The following is an 18798-nucleotide window of genomic DNA, read 5'->3' as shown; positions in this document are numbered from 1 at the left end:
AGTGGATCACCATTGGCGACCGGCGACTCAGAGCACCGGGTTGGCGTCGGTGAGTAGCCGGTCGATCTCGGCCAGCACCTCGGCGCGATCGCGGTGCACCGGGTCGATCAGCGGCTCACCGCGCCGGTCCAGAGCGCCCCACCGCCCGCTGCCGCTCGCGACCAGGAACGCCACCGGGTGGATGACCAGCATCGGGTGCGTCGGCGGGACCAGCACCGCGCCGGTGCGGTCCACCACACCGCGCCGACCGGCCACGTCGACCACGGCGAGCCCTTCGTCGGTGAAACCGTCGATCTGCTGGCCGTCGGCCAACTCGGTCACGAAGCCGTGGTAGCGGGTGGGCACGACGATCCGGCCGGTCCGGTCGACCGCCCCCCATCCCTCGCGCCGCACCGCGGCGATCCCGCGCCGGAACGGTCGTACCTCGGCGTAGTTGGGTGCGACCTGCACCGCACCGGTGGCGTCGATGGCCGTCCAACCGCCCTCGCCGACCACCCAGGCCAGGCCGTCGCTGAACGGGCGCGCCGCCCGGAAGGACGGCGGGATCACGGTCGTACCCAGCAGGTTGATCAGCGACCAGCGGTCGGTGTCCGGCCGGCGAACCCAGGCCAACCCGTCGTGGAAGGGCTGCGCCTCGGCGTACCGGGCGGGGATGACCAGGTCGCCGTCCTGGCTGGTGTAACCCCACAGCGGTCCGTCCCGCTCGGGCAGCGGGGGCCGGTCCCGGTCGAGCACCTCGTCCCGGCCCCGGGGGTACGGCCCGAAGCCATCCGCCGTGGCGCGGGCGGTGACCGCGTCGAGGGCCACCCGGACCCGGTCCAACAGTTCGGCGTCGCCCGCGCCGCGCAGGTCGAGCGCCTTCTCGAAGTGCTGGCAGGCTTCCATGAGCCGGCCCTGGTCGTAACACGACCGCCCGGCGTGCTCGTGCAGCGCGGCCCGCAGCCGGTCGGGCAGCTCGATCGAGTTGGCCTGGGTGAAGAGCTGGTCCGCCTCGGCGAAGTCGCCGCGCCAGCGCAGCACGTGGGCCAGCCGGGCCTGGGCCAGCGCGGTGCGGCGCAGCTCGCCGGTGGCCTCGGCGTAGGTGAGGGCGAGCCGACCATCGGCCAGCGCGTCGTCCAGGTCGCCGAGGATCCGCGAGGTCACCGCCCGCAGGCTGAGTAGCCGCGCCCGGGCCCGATTGTCGACCGCCGAGCCCAACTTCTCGGTCAGCCGCCGCCGGATGGCCCGTAGGTTGTCCGGCTCCGTCAGATCCTCACGCAGGGTTACCGGGTCCAACCGCCAGCGGTACGCGGCCAGCACCTGCTCCGGGTCTCCCGGGTCGGCCAGCGACGGGCGGGCCAGCACCGGGGGAGCCGCGTCGGGTGCGGACTCCGACGTGCTTTCGTCGTCCGAGCCGCTCCTCGGGCCGGGAACGGCCGAGGCGGGTGGCCCAGAGGTCGGCACCGTCGACGCCGGTGGCGCGGAGACAGGTGCTGTCGACGCAGGCGGTGCGGAGACGGGTGCTGTGCTCGAGGCTGGCGCTGCGGAGACCGGCGCTGCGGCGGGCGTTGGCGGGGCGGGGACGGTCGCCGGGGAGACGGTCGCCGCGGAGAGGGGTGGCGCGGCGAGGGGTGGCGCGGAGACGGGCACTGCGGAGACCGGTGCTGCGGCCGGGGCTGGCGGCGCGGAGTTGGGTGCCGTCGGCGCTGGCGGTGCCGAGACGGGGTCTGCCGCCGAAGCTGGCGGCGCGGACACCGGGGCTGCGGCCGAAGCCGGTGGCGCGGAGCTGGGTGCCGCGGGCGGGGCCGAGACCGGCGGTGCCGGGGGAGCGGAGACCGGCTTGGCCGGGACGGGCGGTGCCGGGGGAGCGGAGACCGGCCTGGCCGAGACGGGCGGTGCCGGGGGAGCGGAGACCGGCTTGGCCGGGACGGGCGGTGCCGGGGGAGCGGAGACCGGCCTGGCCGGGACGGGCGGTGCCGGGGGAGCGGAGACCGGCCTGGCCGGGACGGGCGGTGCCGAGACGGGCGGGTCCGCGTCGTCGTCGACCGTCACCGGCAGCGCGGCGCCGACCGGCCACTCGTCGGCTCGCGAACCGTCCGTCGGGGTCGGGCTCGGATCACCCGCGCCGTCCGACCATCGGTCGACTGACGCGAGCTCGACCGCCAGATCATGCTCGACCGGCTCGGCGTCCTCGACAAGCGAAGCGGCGGCGGGCCGCTGGTCGACCTCGACCTCGGCGTCGGCGTTGGCCTCGGCTTCGGCCTGGTCGTGAGGCATCGCGACCGGGCCGCCGGAGACGGGTCGACCGCCCTGCGCCGATCCCGGTTCGGGAGCTGGTGGTGCGTCGTCGTCCCGGTCGTCCGCCCAGCTGCCGGGTGCGCCGGAGACTGGGCGGGTGGGCGGTGCGGAGACCGGCGCGAGGACGTCGTCTGGTGTCGACCCGTCGGCGGGCATGTCGGCGACACCGATGCCGATGTCGGCCCTCGGTGTCGACGGTGCCGGGTTCGACGTGGCTGCTGTCGTGGGCAGCTCGGGGTCGTCGACCGTCGACTCACCGTCGGCGGGGTCGAACGACCGCTGATCCGCCTCGACCTGGTCGGACTCGGCCGGCTGGGCGGGGTTGAACCAGGCTTCCGGCCCCCGGGTGCCCGGGGCCTCGTCCGGCTCGGAGAGGGGCGTCGCCGGCTCGTCCGAGGGCGGCGGGGGTACGTAGCGGCGTGGCGTACCAGGGGCCAGCGGGAGCGGCGGCGCGGCGTTCTCCGCCGGTGGCTGCTGGGCCGCGGGGGCTGGCTCGGCCGGCGGTTGGGCCGGGCGGGTCGCCGGAGGGCCCGGCACCTGCCAGGTGGGCGGCGGGGCGACCGGCAGGCGGGCGTCGGCCGCCGGAACCAGCCGCTGCGGCGGGTACGGCGGCTGCGGTGCGGTCGGGCGGTCCGGCGAGTGCGGACGGTCTGCGGAGTGCGGACGGTCTGCGGAGTGCGAGCGGCCCGGGGAGTGCGAGCGGTCCGGGGAGTGTGAGCGGTCCGGGGAGACGCGGCGCCACTGGTCCGCCGGGCGGTCTGCGGTGTCCGGGCCCGGGTAACTCGGCGGTGGGGTGGGGTGCGCTCCGGACGCCGGCGGCGGTTCGGCCAGTGGCCGGTGGCCCGATGCTGGCCGGGCATCCGACCGCTCGTCGAGGCTGGGCGGGTCCACCGGCGCGGGCAGGTACTCCAGCCGCAGGCGCGCGGCAGGTGGCCCCGAGACCGGCCGGTCGGAGGCGGGGGAGATCGGTGCGGCCGACACGGGTCGGTCCCCACCGCGCGTGGCCGGGGAGACGGGCGCCGACGACACCGGCCGCTCCGGGGAGGCCGGGGAGATCGGTGCGGCGGACACCGGTCGGTCCCAGCCGGGCGTGGCGGGGGAGACGGGCGCCGGCGACACCGGCCGCGCCGGGGACACCGGTGGGGTCGGCACGGCCCGGCCGGAGGCGGGCGGAGCCGTCGCGGCTGGACGTACCGGCCGTTCGTCGTACCGCGTTGGGCCGGCCGGTGGTCGCTCGTCGTACCGGGCCGGGGTGGCCGCCGGTCGCTCGTCGGCCCGGGCGGCCGGCCGGGACGAGACACCCGGCTCCGCCGTGCGGTACGGGTCTGCGGTGCGGTGCGGGTCCGTGCGCTGGCCTGGCTCCCGGGTGCGGTCCGGGGTGCGGTCCTGGCGTACCGGTCCCGGGGGTGGCCAGGGCAGACTGTCGTCCGGCCGCTGGCCCGGCCGGGGCTCGCGGTACGCGTCCTCGCGAGGCGCGTCCTCGCGGTAGCCGTTCTCCCGGTACGCGTCCGGGCGGGCCTGCTCGCGGGGGCGCCGGTCCGGGTACGCCTCGGCGCGGGCCGCCGCCTCCCGGGGCTGCTGCCAGTGTGGGTCGACGTCGGGCCGCCGACGGTCGTCGTCGAGGCGGGGCTGGTCGGGCAGGTCCGGCTCGGGCCGACGCCGCCGTCCACCGTTGGGCGACGGCGCTGGGCCCACCCCCTCGTCCGCGCGGTAGCGAGGCTCCGGGCGACGGAGGTCGTCGGCGGCCCGGTCCGGGTACCCGTCGGCGCGGTACCGCGTGCGGCCGTCCACAGGTGCCCAGGGGTCGACGGCGTCGGCGAGCCGACCGTCCTGGTCGCGGGTGGGTCGACTGCCGTACCCATCCCCGGGGTGCCGCTCGTAACCAGCGGCCGGTCGTTCCTGCGTGCCACGCCGACGCGGTACGTCGTCCGGCTCCGGCACCCAGCCGGGTTCGGGCCGGGGCGCGGGGGAGACCGGCGGCGTGCCCCGGTATCCCCGGTCCCGTTCGGTGGGCTCCGGGCGGGGACGGCGGCTGTCGTACCGCTCAGGGCTGGCCTGGTCCCGGTGCCACGCGGCCTCCCGCGCGGGCCCCCGTTCGTCGGCGGGGCGTCGGTCCGACCAGGCGGTACGGCGGTCCGACTCGGGGGAGCGGCGCTCGTCGCGGCGGGGTGGCTCGGGCAGCGGTCGACGGTACGGCTCGTGGTCGTAGTGGCGGGAGTCGGCCGTGGCGGGCCGGCCGTAGCCGGACGCGTCGGCCGCACGCTCGTCGCCGCGGGGCCGGCCGTAGGTCGGTGTCTCGCCCGGCTCGTCGTCCACCCAGGACCGACCGGGAGGTGCCTGCTCCGCGGCCGGTTCGTCGGACCATGACCGACCGAGGTAGGTGCCGTCCGGGCGGGTGGGGGCGAGCGGCGGCACCTCCGCACGGCCAGTCACCGTCGCCCGGCCGCGCGGTGGCGGCTGGTGGGCCACGCCGATGTCGCCGGGGTAGCGCTGGCCGGGGAACTGGGGGTGCCACTCGGTGGTCGGTTCGACCACCCAGGACGGTTCGTTCGGGTCTGGCCACCGGTCGGTGTAGCGGCCGTTCATCCGTCGAGCCCGTCGCCACACCCGGCCGTTGGGCCGCTTCTCGCCGGGCGTGAGCTGTCCGCAGCCGGGTTCGGGTGACCGCCGGGCGTCCGGTCGCCGCCTGCCACGCCCCGGTGGCCGGCTCGCGTCCGCTCGCTCACGCGTTGTCACCTCGTTGCAAGTTGTCGCGCTGGGGCCTCACGTGCCGGTCAGGTCGCCGCACCGGCGGGCCGTGGCTGCGGATGGAGGGTAACGGCGTGGGCTCGCTCACCGCCACTGTGGCGCCGCCCACCGGCGCAAACGTTATCCCATTGGTTTCGGACATTTGGTCCTATAACCGAATCTGGTCTCCGACCATACCGCACTCCGCGTTCAGCCGGATCGAGCGGGATCGTCGCGCTCGTTCAGGGATGCTCCATGATGAGGACGGCGAAGGTGCCGGGAGCGAGCGCCTCATAGCGATGTGGGGCGTCGCCGGGAAACGTGGCGTAGTCGCCGGGGTCGAGGTCGACCGGTGCCGTCTCGGGCCCTACCCGCAGCCGGCCGGCGGCGACCACCACGTGCTCGATGCTGCGCGGGGTGTGGCCGTGCCCGGCTCGGACCGTGCCCGGTTCCAGCCTGATCAGGTAGATGTCCCGGCGCAGGTGCGCCGCGCCGGCGCTGAGCAGCGTTCCGCTGAAGCCGGCCTGCTCGGAGCGGACCTGGGGCCCGTCCCCGGCCCGGATGACCCGTACGCCGTCGTCGACCGGCTCCACCAGCCGGCTGAACGGCACGCCGAGTGCGACGCCCAGCGCCCAGAGCGTCTCCACACTGGGGTTGCCGGTCCCCGACTCGAGTTGGGAGAGGGTGGACTTGGCCACCCCCGCTCGGCGGGCCAGCTCGGTCAGCGAGATGCCAACGCGTTCCCGCTCCCGGCGCAGGGCGGCGGCGATGGTGGCCAGCGGGGCAGCCGGTTCCGAAGGCATGCCTTCGCTCCATTGGATCAAACGTTCGGTCTGACGAACAACGGCAACGTGTTCAGCATGATGAACGCCGGGCACAATCTGCGCAGTTACCGCGAAACTGCTGCCTCCGAGACGCCTGAGGCAGCAGTTTCGCTGATGGTGCGTGGGTGTTGTGGTGGTGCGGGTCAGACCTTGTCGCCCAGGTTCACCTGGGGCGCCGGAGCGCGCATCCGGCGGAAGGTGATCGACCGCATGACCGCGTAGAGGTAGAGCGAGCCCATCCGCTGGTCGGTCTTCGGGAAGCGTTCCCGGACCAACTTGCTGATCTTGCGGCAGATCAGCACCGAGTCGATGACCACGCCCAGCGCCAGCGCGCCCCAGAGCACGTTGGAGATCAGCCGGACCGGCGCCGGCATGGCCGCGTTCGACCCGACCAGCACGATCAGCGCGCCGCCGAAGAACCAGGTGCCGACGGTGCGCCGGGAGTCGACCACGTTGCGGGCCAGCAGCCGCTCCGGACCACGGTCGCGGGGGCCGCCCTCGCGGCGGAACTCCGACGCGGCCTCGGCGCGCAGCTGACGGCGACGCTCCCGCTCCTCCTCCTTGGTGAGGGGGCGGCTCGGGCCAGCCGGGCGACGACCGACGGTCGGCCGCTTGGGCGTCTCCCGACCCTTGGCCGGGGTGTAACCCCGGGGACGCTCAGCGGTCTCCTCGGGGGTCACCGAGGAGACGGCCTCGTCGACGAGGTCAGTGGACTTGCGGCGAAAGAGCGACGGCACGCGGCAAGGGTAGCCAACGCACCGCGCCCGGTGCACATCGCGGTGCACCGGGCGTGAAGAGTGTGTCGGCGCTTACGGGCGCTCGGCGTGCGCGCCCAGGTCGGCGAGCTTCGCCTCGAAGTCCTCGTAACCCCGGTTGATCAGGTCGACGCCGTACACCCGGGAGGTGCCCTCGGCCGCGAGCGCCGCGATCAGGTGGCTGAACCCGGCCCGCAGGTCCGGGATGACCAGATCGGCGGCGTGCAGCTTGCTCGGCCCGGCGATCACCGCGGAGTGCTTGAAGTTGCGCCGGCCGAAGCGGCACGGGGTGCCGCCGAGGCAGTCCCGGTAGACCTGGATGTTGGCGCCCATCGAGTTGAGTGCCTCGGTGTAGCCGAGCCGCTGCTCGTAGACCGTCTCGTGGACGATCGACAGGCCGCGGGCCTGGGTGAGCGCCACGACCAGCGGCTGCTGCCAGTCGGTCATGAAACCGGGGTGCACGTCGGTCTCCAGCGCCACGGCGTTCAGCTCGCCACCCGGGTGCCAGAAGCGGATGCCGCCCTCCTGGCCGGGGTCGCCCAGCTTCGGCGCGCGGGCGTCGGTGACCTCGTACTCGCCGCCGACCGAGCGGAAGATGTTCAGGAAGGTCATCATGTCGGCCTGCTGCGCGCCCAGCACCTCGACGTGACCACGGGTCGCCAGGGCGGCGGCCGCCCAGCTCGCCGCCTCGATCCGGTCCGGGATCGGCCGGTGGGTGTAGCCGTGCAGCTTCGGCACGCCCTGAATCTCGATCACCCGGTCGGTGTGGACCTTGATGATCGCGCCCATCTTCTGCAGGATGCAGATCAGGTCGATGATCTCCGGCTCGACCGCGGCGTTGCGCAGCTCGGTGACGCCCTCGGCCATCACGGCGGTCAGCAGCACCTGCTCGGTGGCGCCGACGCTCGGGTACGGCAGGGCGAACTTGGTGCCGTGCAGCCCGTTGGGCGCGGACAGGTGCAGACCCTCCGGCCGCTTGTCGACCGTGGCGCCGAACTCCCGCAGCGCCTGGAGGTGGAAGTCGATCGGCCGCGGGCCGATGTGGCAGCCGCCCAGATCCGGGATGAACGCGTGCCCGAGCCGGTGCAGCAGCGGGCCGCAGAACAGGATCGGGATCCGGCTGGAACCGGCGTGCACGTTGATCTGGTCGGTGCTGGCGCTCTCCACGTTCGCCGGGTCGAAGACGAGCTCGCCGTCCTCGGCGCCGTCGGTGACCTTGACGCCGTGCAGGCCGAGCAGACCTCGGACCACCTCGACGTCGCGGATTTTCGGCACGTCGAACAGTCGGCTCGGGCTGTCGCCGAGCAGCGCGGCGACCATCGCCTTCGATACCAGGTTCTTCGCGCCGCGCACGCGGATCCGCCCTTCGAGCGGACTGCCTCCGTGCACAACCAGGACGTCGTCGGTCAACGCAACCTCCAGCGCGTCGGTGCTGCCGTGTTGATGGTGGGGCGCCTGAACGTTGTCGCTACCCCGGATGCGGCCATATCGAAACGGCCCGCGTGTGTCGTCGCTTGGGCAGCATAGCCCTCGGTGACGAAAAAGGACTCGGTCACATCGGCGTGTGTGGCATTAATCGGTGATCCGGCACTTTTGCGTACCAAGAGCGCTACGGATCGTGATTAGGACGCCGCCGGCGGCGGGGTGTCCGCGCCGGGCAGGGCGAGCATCTGGTCCAGCGCGACCCGGGCGTGGTGCGCGGTGTCCGCGTCCACCGTGATCTGGTTGACCACCCGGCCCGCGACCAGCTCCTCCAGGGCCCAGACCAGGTGCGGCAGATCGATCCGGTTCATCGTCGAGCAGTAGCAGACGGCCTTGTCCAGGAACATGATCTGCTTGTCCGGGTGAGCCAGCGCGAGCCGGCGGACCAGGTTCAGCTCGGTGCCGAGCGCCCACGCCGACCCGGCCGGCGCCGCCTCGATGGTCTTGATGATGTACTCGGTGGAGCCGACGTAGTCGGCCGCCGTGACCACCTCGTGCCGGCACTCCGGGTGGACCAGGACGTTGACTCCGGGCACCCGCTCCCGTACGTCGTTGACGCTGTCCAGCGTGAACCGGCCGTGCACGGAGCAGTGCCCCCGCCAGAGGATCATCTTGGCGTCGCGCAGCTGCTCCGGGGTGAGCCCGCCACCGGGCTTGTGCGGGTCGTAGAGCACGCAGTCGTCCAGCGACAGGCCCATCTCCAGCACGGCGGTGTTGCGGCCTAGGTGCTGGTCGGGCAGGAAGAGCACCTTCGACCCCTGCTCGAACGCCCAGTCCAGGGCGCGCTTGGCGTTGGACGAGGTGCAGACGACTCCGCCGTTGCGCCCGACGAAGCCCTTGATGTCGGCCGAGGAGTTCATGTACGTCACCGGCACGGTGTCGCCGGCGATGCCCAGCTCGGTCAGCGTGTCCCAGGCGGCCTCGACCTGGCCCAGCACCGCCATGTCCGCCATCGAACAGCCCGCCGCGAGGTCGGGCAGGATCACCCGCTGGGTGTCGGTGGTGAGGATGTCGGCGCTCTCGGCCATGAAGTGCACGCCGCAGAAGACGATGTACTCCGCGTCCGGACGGGCCGCGGCCTCCCGGGCCAGCTTGAACGAGTCGCCGGTCACGTCGGCGAACTGGATCACCTCGTCGCGCTGGTAGTGGTGCCCCAGCACGAAGACCTTGCTGCCCAGCTTGGCCTTCGCGGCCGTGGCGCGGGCCACCAGATCCGGATCGCTGGGCGCCGGCAGGTCGCCCGGACACTCGACGCCGCGCTCGGTGTCGGGGTCGCTGCCCCGGCCGAGCAGCAGCAGAGCCGTCGCCGTGTTGGAGGGTTCCACCCAGGTCGAAGTCACGTAGCCCATGGTCCCACAGCACGAGCGCCCCGCAGCTTCGCTCGGTGTGGGCTGCCACACTGCTCGGCATGCGCGTGCTGCTTTGCCCGGACAAGTTCGCCGGCACCCTGTCCGCACCGGAGGTGGCCGCCGCGGTCGCTGCCGGTTGGCGCACCGTCACCGACGGAGACGATCTGCTAATCCGCCCGCTCGCCGACGGTGGGCCGGGCTTCGTGGAGGTGCTCGCCGACGCCCTCGGCGGCCGGCGGGTACCGGTGTCGACGGTCGACCCGCTGGGCCGACCGGCGGCCGGTGAGATCCTGCTCACCGCCGACGGCACGACCGCCTATCTGGAAAGCGCGCAGGCGTGCGGTCTGCACCTGCTCTCCGCCGCCGAACGTGACCCGAAGACCACCACCTCGTACGGGCTGGGTCTGTTGGTGGCCGCCGCGGTGGAGAGCGGCGCCCGGACGGTGGTGATCGGGCTGGGCGGCTCCGGCACCAACGACGCCGGCGCCGGCATGCTCGCCGCGCTGGGCGTGACCCCGCTCGACCCGGGCGGCGCCGCGCTGCCGTACGGCGGGGCGGCGCTCGCCGCCGTCGACGCGCTGGACGGCGCGCCCCGGCTGCGCGGCGTCCGGCTGGTCGCCGCCACCGACGTGGACAACCCCCTGCTCGGTCTGCACGGCGCGAGCAACGTCTTCGGCCCGCAGAAGGGCGCCGACCGCGCTGACGTGCTACTGCTCGACGCCGCCCTGGAGCGCTTCGCGGCGGTGCTGGAACGGGACCTGCCCGGCTGCCCGCCCGGGCTCGGCGCACTCCCCGGCGGCGGGGCCGCCGGGGGCATCGGTGCGGCGCTGCTCGCCCTCGGCGGCAACTGCGAGTCGGGCATCGGCCTGGTCACCCGGGCCACCCGCCTCGACGCCGCACTGGACACCGCCGACCTGGTGGTCACCGGGGAGGGGTCGTTCGACCACCAGTCGCTACGCGGAAAGGTCGTCGCGGGGGTGGCTGGCGCCGCCCGCGACCGGGGAGTCCCCTGCGTGGTGGTGGCCGGGCAGGTGAGCACCGGCCGGCGGGAAGCCGCCTCGGCCGGGGTGACCGACGCGTACAGCCTGGTCGAGCACTTCGGCGGCGAGGAGGGCGGCGGGCTCGACGCCGCGCTCAGCCGGCCCGCGCAGGGGCTGCGCGAGCTGGGCGCCCGGCTGGCCCGGCAGTGGAGCCGCTGAGCGTGTCGAGCACCCGGTCGGCCCCCAGGACCGGGCCGACCTGCGGCGGCGGTCACGCCACGCGGGTGCGCCCGGCCGGGGCGGCGTACGATCGGTTGAGGACCACAACCGGGAATCACTGGACGGCGCGCGATGTTGGCCAGTGCGTCCGGACCCAAACCGCGCAGGGAGACTTCCACGTGACCACGCCAGCGCAGACCGAGTCGACCGAGGCCCAGGCCCCTACTTCCGTCGTCCTCACCGACGTCGCGGCGCAGAAGGTCAAGGCCCTGATCGAGCAGGAGGGCCGCGACGACCTGCGGCTCCGCGTCGCCGTGCAGCCGGGCGGCTGCTCCGGCCTGCGGTACCAGCTCTTCTTCGACGAGCGTTCGCTCGACGGTGATGTCGTGACCGACTTCGGCGGTGTCGAGGTCGTCGTCGACCGGATGAGCGCCCCGTACCTCTCCGGCGCGACGATCGACTTCGCCGACCGGATCGACGCCCAGGGCTTCACCATCGACAACCCCAACGCGGGCAACTCCTGCGCCTGCGGTGACTCGTTCAACTGAGTCACACCACACCCAGCAGCAACGATGGGGCCGTTCTTCGGGACGGCCCCATCGTCGTACCGGTCGGCGCCCGCACCGGTCTGGCGGCGGTCCCGCCGGTGGCCGTGGCGGGCCGGTTGCCGTTGTCCGACCGAGCGGTGACCATCGGGTTGCCGTGCCGGTAGGCTGACCGCGCCCTGCTCCCGACCCCGAGGGTTGACATGAAGATCGCCGTCACCGGCTCGATCGCCACCGATCACCTGATGAGCTTTCCCGGTCGCTTCGCCGACCAGCTCATCGCCGATCAGCTGCACAAGGTGTCCCTCTCCTTCCTGGTAGATGACCTGGTGCTCCGCCGCGGCGGTGTGGCGGCGAACATCTCCTTCGGCATGGGTCAGCTCGGGCTGCGCCCGGTGCTGCTCGGCGCGGTGGGGGCGGACTTCGCCGACTACCGCTCCTGGCTGGAGCGCCACGGGGTGGACTGCGACTCGGTGCACGTCAGCGAGGTGGCGCACACCGCCCGGTTCGTCTGCACCACCGACACCGACATGTGCCAGATCGCGTCGTTCTACGCCGGTGCGATGAGCGAGGCCCGCAACATCGAGCTGGCCCCGGTCGCCGACCGGCTCGGCGGTCTGGACCTGGTGCTGGTCGGCGCCAACGACCCCGAGGCGATGCTGCGCCACTCGGCCGAGTGCCGCAGTCGCGGGTACGCCTTCGCGGCCGACCCGTCCCAGCAGCTCGCCCGGATGGGCGGCGAGGACGTGGTGGCGCTGATCGAAGGCGCCGAGTACCTGATGACCAACGACTACGAGAAGTCGCTGCTGCAGAGCAAGGCGAAGCTGAGCGACGACCAACTGCTGGACCTGGTCAAGGTGCGGGTCACCACGCTGGGCAAGCACGGCGTGGAGATTGCCGGGCGTGGCATCGACCCGATCCACGTACCGATCGCGCGGGAGATCCGGGCGGTCGACCCGACCGGGGTGGGCGACGGCTTCCGGGCCGGCTTCTTCACCGCGCTCTCCTGGGGAGTCGGCCTGGAGCGGGCCGCCCAGGTCGGCTCGTTGCTGGCCACGCTGGTCCTGGAGACCGTCGGGACCCAGGAGTACGAGGTCCGCCGCGACCTGTTCGTCAAGCGGCTGGCCGAGTCCTACGGCGACCAGGCAGCAGAAGAAGTCCGCCCCCACCTCCTCCCGTAACCCAACCCCCGCCCCGCCCCGCCCCGCCCCGCCCCGCCCCGCCCCGCCCCGCCCCCGCCCCGCCCGCCCCTGCCACACCCCGCCTCGGCGATCTTGCACTTTCTGTCGCCGTATCGCGGCTTTTGCGCGCTTTTGTCCCCGCAGAAACTGCAAGATCGCGGGGGCGGGGGCGGGGGTTGGGGGTGGGGGTGGGGGTGGGGTGTTAGTGGGTGCGGCGGATGTCGTAGGCGGGGCCTTCTGGGCCGTTGACGGAGCCGAGGAACTCCTGGCCGCGCATCCGGCACCAGGCGGGAATGTCGACCGCCGCCGCGGGGTCGTCGGCCAGCACCCGGACCACCGTGCCGACCGGCACCTCGGGCATCCGGCGCGCCGCCGCGATCACCGGCAGCGGGCAGCGTTGGCCCCGGCAGTCGATCACCTCGTCCGGCATCGTCACAGCCCCACCACCCCCGCCTCGGCGCGCAGCCCGGCGACGATCCCGGGCAACTCGGTCAGGAACCGATCCACGTCCGCCTCGGTCGTCTCGCGATGCAGGCTGACCCGCACGTTGCCGTGCGAGAGCACCCCCATCGCCTCCAGCACGTGCGACGGGCGCAGCGTGGACGAGGTGCAGGACGAGCCGGACGACACCGCGAAACCACGCCGGTCCAGTGCGTGCAGCAGCGCCTCCCCGTCGACGTACAGGCAGGAGAAGGTGACGAGGTGGGGGAGGCGCAGCACCGGATCGCCGACCACCTCCACGTCGGGCACCTCCGCCGCGACCCGGGCCCGGACCCGGTCCACCAGTGCGGCCAGCCGGGTCGCCTCGGCCGCCGCGTCGGCCGCCGCCGCGCGCAGGCTCGCCGCCGCCGCCACGACCGCCGGCAGGTTCACCACCCCGGGGGTACGACCACCCTCCCGCTCGTCGGCCGGCCAGGGTGACTCCCAGCGGGTGCCCTTGCGGACCGCCAGCACCCCCACCCCGGGTGGCCCGCCCCACTTGTGGGCGCTCGCCGTGAGCACCGACCAACCGGCCGGCAGGGGAACCCGGCCCACCGACTGCGCCGCGTCCACGTACAGCGGCACCCCCACATCGGCGCACGCGGCGGCCGCCTCGGCGACCGGCTGCACGGTCCCCACCTCGTGACTGGCGGTGATCAAGGCGGCCAGCGCGACCCCGGGAGCCGCAACGGCGGTCGACCACGCGGACAGGTCCAGCCGGCCCAACCGGTCGACGGGCACCGACGTGGCGGTTCCGCCCCCGGCGACGTGCCGCTCTGCCGCGTGCAGCACCGCCGAATGTTCGATCGCCGAGTGCACCAGCGCCGTCCCGACCCGCCGCCGACCCGCCAGACCCCCGAGCACCGCGCCGTGGGCCGCCGCCGTACCGCTGGGGGTGAAGGACACCTCATCGGCGCGGACGCCGAGCGTCAGCGCGGTGGCCTCACGGGCGGCGTCGAGCAGTTGCCGGGCCCGGCGGGCCTGCGTATACAGCTTGCCCGGGTCGGCCCAGCCGTCGTCGAGGGCGGCCAGCAGCGCCTGCCGCGCCACCGGATGCATGGGCGCGGCGGTCGCCGCGTCCAGGTAGACCGGGGATGCGCTCACAGGCCCGACGGTATCGCGGCGGTATGCCTAGGATCCCCCCGATGGGGGTCGGACAGTGACCCCACCACGGTTGAGTCCGTCATGGTCGAGTAATCTGCGACCGTCGGTGACGCCTTTGCCGCCGGTGCTGAGGAAAGACGCACCGCGGCGCGCTAGGGAGGCAGGACCAGGTGGTCGCAAGGAGTTCGGAGGTACGGCCGTCGGCCGTACGGCACAGCGCTTCCCCAGGGGTTGGTGGACGCCGGGGGCGTGGTGCTGGTCGCCTGGCCGGGCTCGGTCTCGGTGGCGTGGCGCTGCTGGTGCTGCTCACGGGCTGTGACGTGGGTCAGACCTTTCACGGCTTCGGCTGGCCGCAGGGCGGCATCTCGCCGGAGTCCAAGCGGATGTACGACCTGTGGATCGCCTCCTGCATCGCCGCGCTCGCGGTCGGCGTTTTCGTGTGGGGCCTGATCTTCTGGTGCGTCGTGCGCTACCGCAAGCGTGGCAACGCGCTGCCGGTGCAGACCCGCTACAACATGCCGATGGAGTTCCTCTACACCATCGCGCCGATCCTGATCGTCTCCGTGCTCTTCTACTACACGGCGATCGTGCAGACCGACGTCGACAAGCTGTCGAAGAACCCGGACGTCACGGTCGAGGTCGTCGCGTTCAAGTGGAACTGGCAGTTCAACTACCGCGACGGGCAGGGCCCGGACGCCCGCACCACCGCGTCGACGCTCGGCACCAGTGAGGTCATCCCGGTGCTGGTGCTGCCGACCAACCGGTCCATCCGGTTCGAGGAGACCAGCCGCGACGTCATCCACTCGTTCTGGGTGCCGGAGCTGCTGTTCAAGCGGGACGTCATGCCGGGCAAGATCCGCAACGTGTTCGAGGTCTCCAGCCTGGAGGCCGAGGGTGCCTACGTTGGGCGCTGCGCCGAGCTGTGCGGCAGCTACCACGCGTTCATGAACTTTGAGCTGCGGGTGGTCTCGCCGGAGAAGTACGACCAGTTCCTCGCGGCCAAGCAGAGCGGCAAGTCCACCCAGGACGCGCTGTCCGCGATCGGTGAGGAGCCGTACGCGGAGACCACGCAGCCGTTCGACACCCGGCGGACGCAGGACAACTTCAACCCGGACGACGTTCCGGCCCGCACGGGAAGCTGAGGCAGCCGCATGAAGACCGAGTGGCGTATCTTCCTGATCATCGCCGGGTTCCTCTTCGGTGCCACCATCCTCTACGGCGCTTGGACGCACGGGGAGTCGGGCGGCGTCGAGTGGGTCGGCACGGTTGCCCTGCTGCTGTCGTTCCTGCTCTGCTCGATGTGCGGTGGCTTCTTCTGGTTCGTCTCCCGCCGCATCGACCTGCGCCCGGAGGACCGTCCGGACGCCGAGATCGCCGATGGCGCTGGTGAGGTCGGCTTCTTCAGCCCGGGCAGCTACTGGCCGTTCGGTCTGGCGCTGGCCGCCGCGATCGCCGCGCTCGGCATGGTTTTCTGGCAGTTCTGGCTGATCGGCGCCGGCCTGGTGGCGGTTGTCTTCGCCGCGTGCGGGCTGCTGTTCGAGTACTACAGCGGCACCCGGCGCACCGCCGAGCACTGATCCACCCGGTCGCCGTGGCGACCGACCCGGCACGACGAAGGCCCGTTCCCCGATGGGGAGCGGGCCTTCGGTCATGCTCGAAACGTGTCCGGCGGCGACACCAGGAGGTCGGGTCGAGAGGCGCTGCCCGATCCGGGCGAGCGACGGTCAGGTGGGGCCGCGGTTAGGCGGCGCGGCGGGCGGGGCCGCGGTCAGGCGGCGCGGCGGGCGGGGCCGCGGTTAGGCGGCGCGGCGGGCGGGCTGGCGTCGGCGGGCGGCCAGCCGGGTGACCGAGAAGGCGAACGTGGTGACCACCACGGCGGCTCCGCAGCCGGTGCAGATCAGCTCTGGACAGTCGGTGCCGTGGCCGTCGACGCAGGGCGGTGCCTCGAACAGCGCCACGCCCTCGCAGACGTCGCAGTAGAGCTCGCGGTGCGACACGGGCGTCTCCTCTCGTACCGGGCGGGCCGCCTCCGGATGCGACAACGACACACAGACGGAGGCGGAGAACTACTCAGCTGTAGTTTCCCAGACGGGTCCGACAAATCCCCGCGCACCCGTCGCCGACCCGTCGCCCACCCGTCGGCATTCACACGTGATCCACTCGACATTATTGAAATCGGGCTATCTGGGCTGCGCGGACACCCCGGGTTCAGGGAATCCGAGTCGATCACGGCCGGAGCACCGCCCCGCCGACGAGCCGGACGGCGGTGCCGTCAAGCAGGGTGCAGGCAGGCAGTGGTGCGGTCAGGCGGTGGTGGCGGTCTCGATCCAGCGGTCCAGGGTCGCCGCGGCCGCGCCGGAGTCGATCGACTCGGCCGCGCGGGCCAGGCTGGCGCGGAGCGCCTCGGTCAGGTCGCCGTCCAGTGGGCCCTGGGTGGCCAGCGCAGCCGCCGCGTTGACCAGCACGGCGTCCCGGACCGGGCCCGTCGCACCGGCCAGCAGGCGACGGGCCACGCCGGCGTTGTACGCGGCGTCACCGCCGCGCAGGTCCGCGAGGGTGGCCCGGGGCACCCCCAGGTCCGTCGCGTCCAGCACGGCCTCGCGTACGGTGCCGCCCTGGGCCGCCCAGACCCGGGTCGGCGCGGCGGTGGTGAACTCGTCCAGCCCGTCCTCGCCGCGCATCACGATCGCCGAGTCGCCGCGGGCCGCGAACACGCTCGCCATCACCGGGGCCATCCGGAGGTCGAAGCAGCCGACCGCGCCGGCCCGAGGGCGGGCCGGGTTGGTCAGCGGGCCGAGGAAGTTGAAGAAGGTGGGCACGCCCACCTCGCGGCGGACCGGGCCGGCGTGCCGCATCCCGGGGTGGAACCGCGCCGCGAAGCAGAACCCGATGCCGGCCTCCTCGACGCAGCGAGCGACCTGCTCCGGGTCGAGGTCGAGTGGGATGCCGAGAAACTCCAGCAGGTCGGCGGTGCCGCACAGCGAGGAGGCGGCCCGGTTGCCGTGCTTGACGACGCGGACGCCCGCGCCGGCGACCACCAGCGCCGTCATCGTGGAGATGTTGACCGTGTGGGCGAGGTCACCACCGGTGCCCACCACGTCGAGCGCGGTGCGGCGCAGCTCCTCGGGGAGCACCACCGGGACCGACCGACCCAGCATCGCCTCCACCAGGCCGGCCAGCTCCGCCGGAGTCTCACCCTTGGCCCGCAGTGCCACGGCGAAGGCGGCGATCTGCGCCGCGCTCGCCGAGCCGGTCATGATCTCGTCCATCGCCCAGGCGGTGTCGGCGGTGGAGAGTTCGTCACCGCGCAACAGCGAGTTGAGCAGGTGCGGCCAGGTCCGATCGCCCATGGCGGGCCTCCCGAGCGTACGAAGTGCGGGTGGGCTGGAACTGGCGCCGAGGAGATCCGGCGCCGTGGGGGGGTGCCGGAGGAGCTGGGACGTCAGGCAGGTGCGTGCGTCCGCAGCAACTCGGCCACCGTGCCACCGGTGGTCACCGGGTCGAGCGGGTGCACCAGCGTCGCGTCGACCTCGGCGTATGCGGCGAGCCATCGGTCGGCGGCGCGGGCGATGACCAGGCAGGTCGGGGGAGCGTCGTCCCGGTCGTCCTTGATCTGGCGGGCGATGCCGATGCCGCCGCCCGGGCTCGCCTCACCGTCGAGCAGGAGCAGGTCGATCTCGTAGTCGTCGACCAGTCGGATGGTCTCCGCGTAGGTCGACGCGTCGACGAACTCGATCTGCAGCCCGGGGGCGGGACGGGTGCCGACGGCCAACCGCATCCGGTCACGGACCTGCGGGTCGTCGCTGTAGAGCAGGACGGTGCAAAGACGATCGCTCATGCCGGAACTCCCACCTCGTAGCTGCCCGCAGATCGTACCGGGCGACGTGATGTAGCCGACATCCCGCCCGGCGCCGGGCGCCGGGGCGTACCGTCCGGGCAGCTCAGGCGGTCGCGGCGTCGGCGGCGCGTTCGCGGGCCTCCTGGCGGTCCAGCTCGCGGTCCACCCGGCGGGCCTCGCGTTCGGACTGCTTGACCCACTGCACCACCAGGACGGCGAGCATGGTCACACTGACGAACTCACCGCCGGCCCAGAGGATGCCGCCGGCGACCACCTGGTCCTGCCAGGGGTCGACCCAGCCGAGGTTGAGCGACGGGTACCAGTCGCCGCCGAAGAGCGTGCTGCTCTGCATGACGGTGAGACCGAGCACGGTGTGGAACGGCACCGAGAGCAGCATCAGCAGCGCCCGCGCCGGGTACGGCCAGCGGCCGGGCAGCGGGTCGAGGCCGAGCAGCGGCCAGAAGAACACGCAGCCGGTCATGATGAAGTGCGCATGCACCAGCTCGTGCGCCCAGGCGTGCTCGAGGGTGTAGCGGTACAGGTCGCTGAAGTACAGCACGAACGGGTTCACCACGAAGATGGCGAACGCCACCAGCGGGAAGCTGTAGACCCGGGCGACTCGGCTGTGCACGATCGCGAGCAGGCGCTTGCGCGGCCCGACCGGCAGGGTCCGCAGGGCCAGGGTCATCGGCGCGCCCAGCGCCAGGAAGATCGGCGCCACCATGGACAGCACCATGTGCTGGATCATGTGCACGGACAGCAGCGCGGTGTCGTACGCGTGCAACCCGCTGACCGTGACGAGCGCGATGCCGCCCAGCCCGGGCCCGAGGAAGAAGACGGTACGGGCGATCGGCCAACGGTCGCCCCGCAGGCGCAGCCGGTACACCCCGTAGAGGTAGAGGCCGGCGGCGAGCACCAGGCCGAGGGCCAGCCAGCTGTCCAGCCGGGTCTCGGTCAGCACCGCGCCGACGGTGAACGGCGGGGGCGCCGAGGTGGCGGCGAAGATCGGATCGACGTGCAGCACGCTTTTCAGGCTA

At 73.2% G+C, this 18798-nt stretch carries 16 protein-coding genes; 5 read left to right on the top strand and 11 right to left on the bottom strand.

Annotated elements, in window-relative coordinates:
- Positions 1-27 precede the first annotated feature (27 nt).
- The 5 genes from ACIBF8_RS12530 to nadA all read right to left on the bottom strand — a co-directional run bounded on the left by ACIBF8_RS12530 (position 28) and on the right by nadA (position 9405).
- A complete protein-coding gene (locus ACIBF8_RS12530; RefSeq protein WP_396782763.1) occupies positions 28-4863 on the bottom strand; it encodes a WG repeat-containing protein in 4836 nt (1611 codons plus the stop codon).
- A gap of 383 nt (positions 4864-5246) precedes the next feature.
- On the bottom strand, positions 5247-5807 hold the full coding sequence (locus ACIBF8_RS12525; protein WP_396782761.1) for a helix-turn-helix domain-containing protein: 561 nt from the start codon (positions 5805-5807) through the stop codon (positions 5247-5249).
- A 164-nt stretch (positions 5808-5971) separates the two neighbouring features.
- Entirely contained in the window at positions 5972-6565 is a 594-nt protein-coding gene (locus tag ACIBF8_RS12520) for a DUF3043 domain-containing protein (protein WP_396782759.1), read from the bottom strand.
- Positions 6566-6637: 72 nt separating this feature from the next.
- Complete coding sequence (murA, locus tag ACIBF8_RS12515; RefSeq protein WP_396782758.1) at positions 6638-7993, bottom strand: UDP-N-acetylglucosamine 1-carboxyvinyltransferase; 1356 nt, start codon at positions 7991-7993, stop codon at positions 6638-6640.
- Between the two features lie 212 nt (positions 7994-8205).
- Positions 8206-9405 (bottom strand): quinolinate synthase NadA, encoded by a 1200-nt coding sequence (nadA, locus tag ACIBF8_RS12510; protein ID WP_396782757.1) that lies wholly within the window; start codon positions 9403-9405, stop codon positions 8206-8208.
- A gap of 68 nt (positions 9406-9473) precedes the next feature.
- On the opposite strand from nadA, the gene ACIBF8_RS12505 reads away from it, so the two are divergent.
- The 3 genes from ACIBF8_RS12505 (at position 9474) to ACIBF8_RS12495 (ending at position 12339) form a co-directional block, all read left to right on the top strand.
- Entirely contained in the window at positions 9474-10613 is a 1140-nt protein-coding gene (locus tag ACIBF8_RS12505) for a glycerate kinase (protein WP_396782756.1), read from the top strand.
- 179 nt (positions 10614-10792) lie between these two features.
- The gene (erpA, locus tag ACIBF8_RS12500; RefSeq protein ID WP_007463211.1) at positions 10793-11161 is read left to right on the top strand and encodes an iron-sulfur cluster insertion protein ErpA; all 369 of its coding nucleotides are present in this window, start codon (positions 10793-10795) and stop codon (positions 11159-11161) included.
- Between the two features lie 200 nt (positions 11162-11361).
- Positions 11362-12339 carry a carbohydrate kinase family protein gene (locus tag ACIBF8_RS12495; RefSeq protein WP_396782754.1) on the top strand — a complete coding sequence of 326 codons (978 nt, stop codon included), beginning with the start codon at positions 11362-11364 and terminating at the stop codon, positions 12337-12339.
- Between the two features lie 202 nt (positions 12340-12541).
- Here the strand turns inward: ACIBF8_RS12495 and ACIBF8_RS12490 are convergent, their stop codons facing one another.
- Both ACIBF8_RS12490 and ACIBF8_RS12485 read right to left on the bottom strand, forming a co-directional pair.
- Entirely contained in the window at positions 12542-12775 is a 234-nt protein-coding gene (locus ACIBF8_RS12490; RefSeq protein ID WP_396782753.1) for a sulfurtransferase TusA family protein, read from the bottom strand.
- Positions 12772-13923, bottom strand: a complete 1152-nt coding sequence (locus ACIBF8_RS12485; protein WP_396782752.1) for a cysteine desulfurase family protein — start codon at positions 13921-13923, stop codon at positions 12772-12774. The genes ACIBF8_RS12490 and ACIBF8_RS12485 overlap by 4 nt, the downstream gene beginning before the upstream one ends.
- A gap of 170 nt (positions 13924-14093) precedes the next feature.
- Between ACIBF8_RS12485 and coxB the strand changes: the two genes are divergently transcribed.
- Positions 14094-15065 (top strand): cytochrome c oxidase subunit II, encoded by a 972-nt coding sequence (coxB, locus tag ACIBF8_RS12480; RefSeq protein ID WP_396782751.1) that lies wholly within the window; start codon positions 14094-14096, stop codon positions 15063-15065.
- 9 nt (positions 15066-15074) lie between these two features.
- A complete protein-coding gene (locus tag ACIBF8_RS12475) occupies positions 15075-15500 on the top strand; it encodes a cytochrome c oxidase subunit 4 (RefSeq protein WP_396782749.1) in 426 nt (141 codons plus the stop codon).
- Between the two features lie 219 nt (positions 15501-15719).
- Here ACIBF8_RS12475 and ACIBF8_RS12470 read toward each other — a convergent pair whose 3' ends face one another.
- From ACIBF8_RS12470 to ACIBF8_RS12455, 4 genes are all read right to left on the bottom strand, one after another.
- Entirely contained in the window at positions 15720-15920 is a 201-nt protein-coding gene (locus ACIBF8_RS12470; RefSeq protein ID WP_396782748.1) for a hypothetical protein, read from the bottom strand.
- Between the two features lie 306 nt (positions 15921-16226).
- A complete protein-coding gene (trpD, locus tag ACIBF8_RS12465; protein WP_396782747.1) occupies positions 16227-17273 on the bottom strand; it encodes an anthranilate phosphoribosyltransferase in 1047 nt (348 codons plus the stop codon).
- 92 nt (positions 17274-17365) lie between these two features.
- Positions 17366-17761, bottom strand: coding sequence for a hypothetical protein (locus ACIBF8_RS12460; RefSeq protein ID WP_088988339.1), 396 nt, complete (start codon positions 17759-17761; stop codon positions 17366-17368).
- A gap of 103 nt (positions 17762-17864) precedes the next feature.
- Complete coding sequence (locus tag ACIBF8_RS12455) at positions 17865-18785, bottom strand: cytochrome c oxidase assembly protein (RefSeq protein ID WP_396782746.1); 921 nt, start codon at positions 18783-18785, stop codon at positions 17865-17867.
- Positions 18786-18798: the final 13 nt, after the last annotated feature.

The sequence above is a fragment of the Micromonospora sp. NPDC050276 genome (assembly GCF_044459545.1).
In the GTDB taxonomy this organism is placed as follows: domain Bacteria; phylum Actinomycetota; class Actinomycetes; order Mycobacteriales; family Micromonosporaceae; genus Micromonospora.
This window is presented reverse-complemented; position numbering and strand designations above follow the sequence as displayed.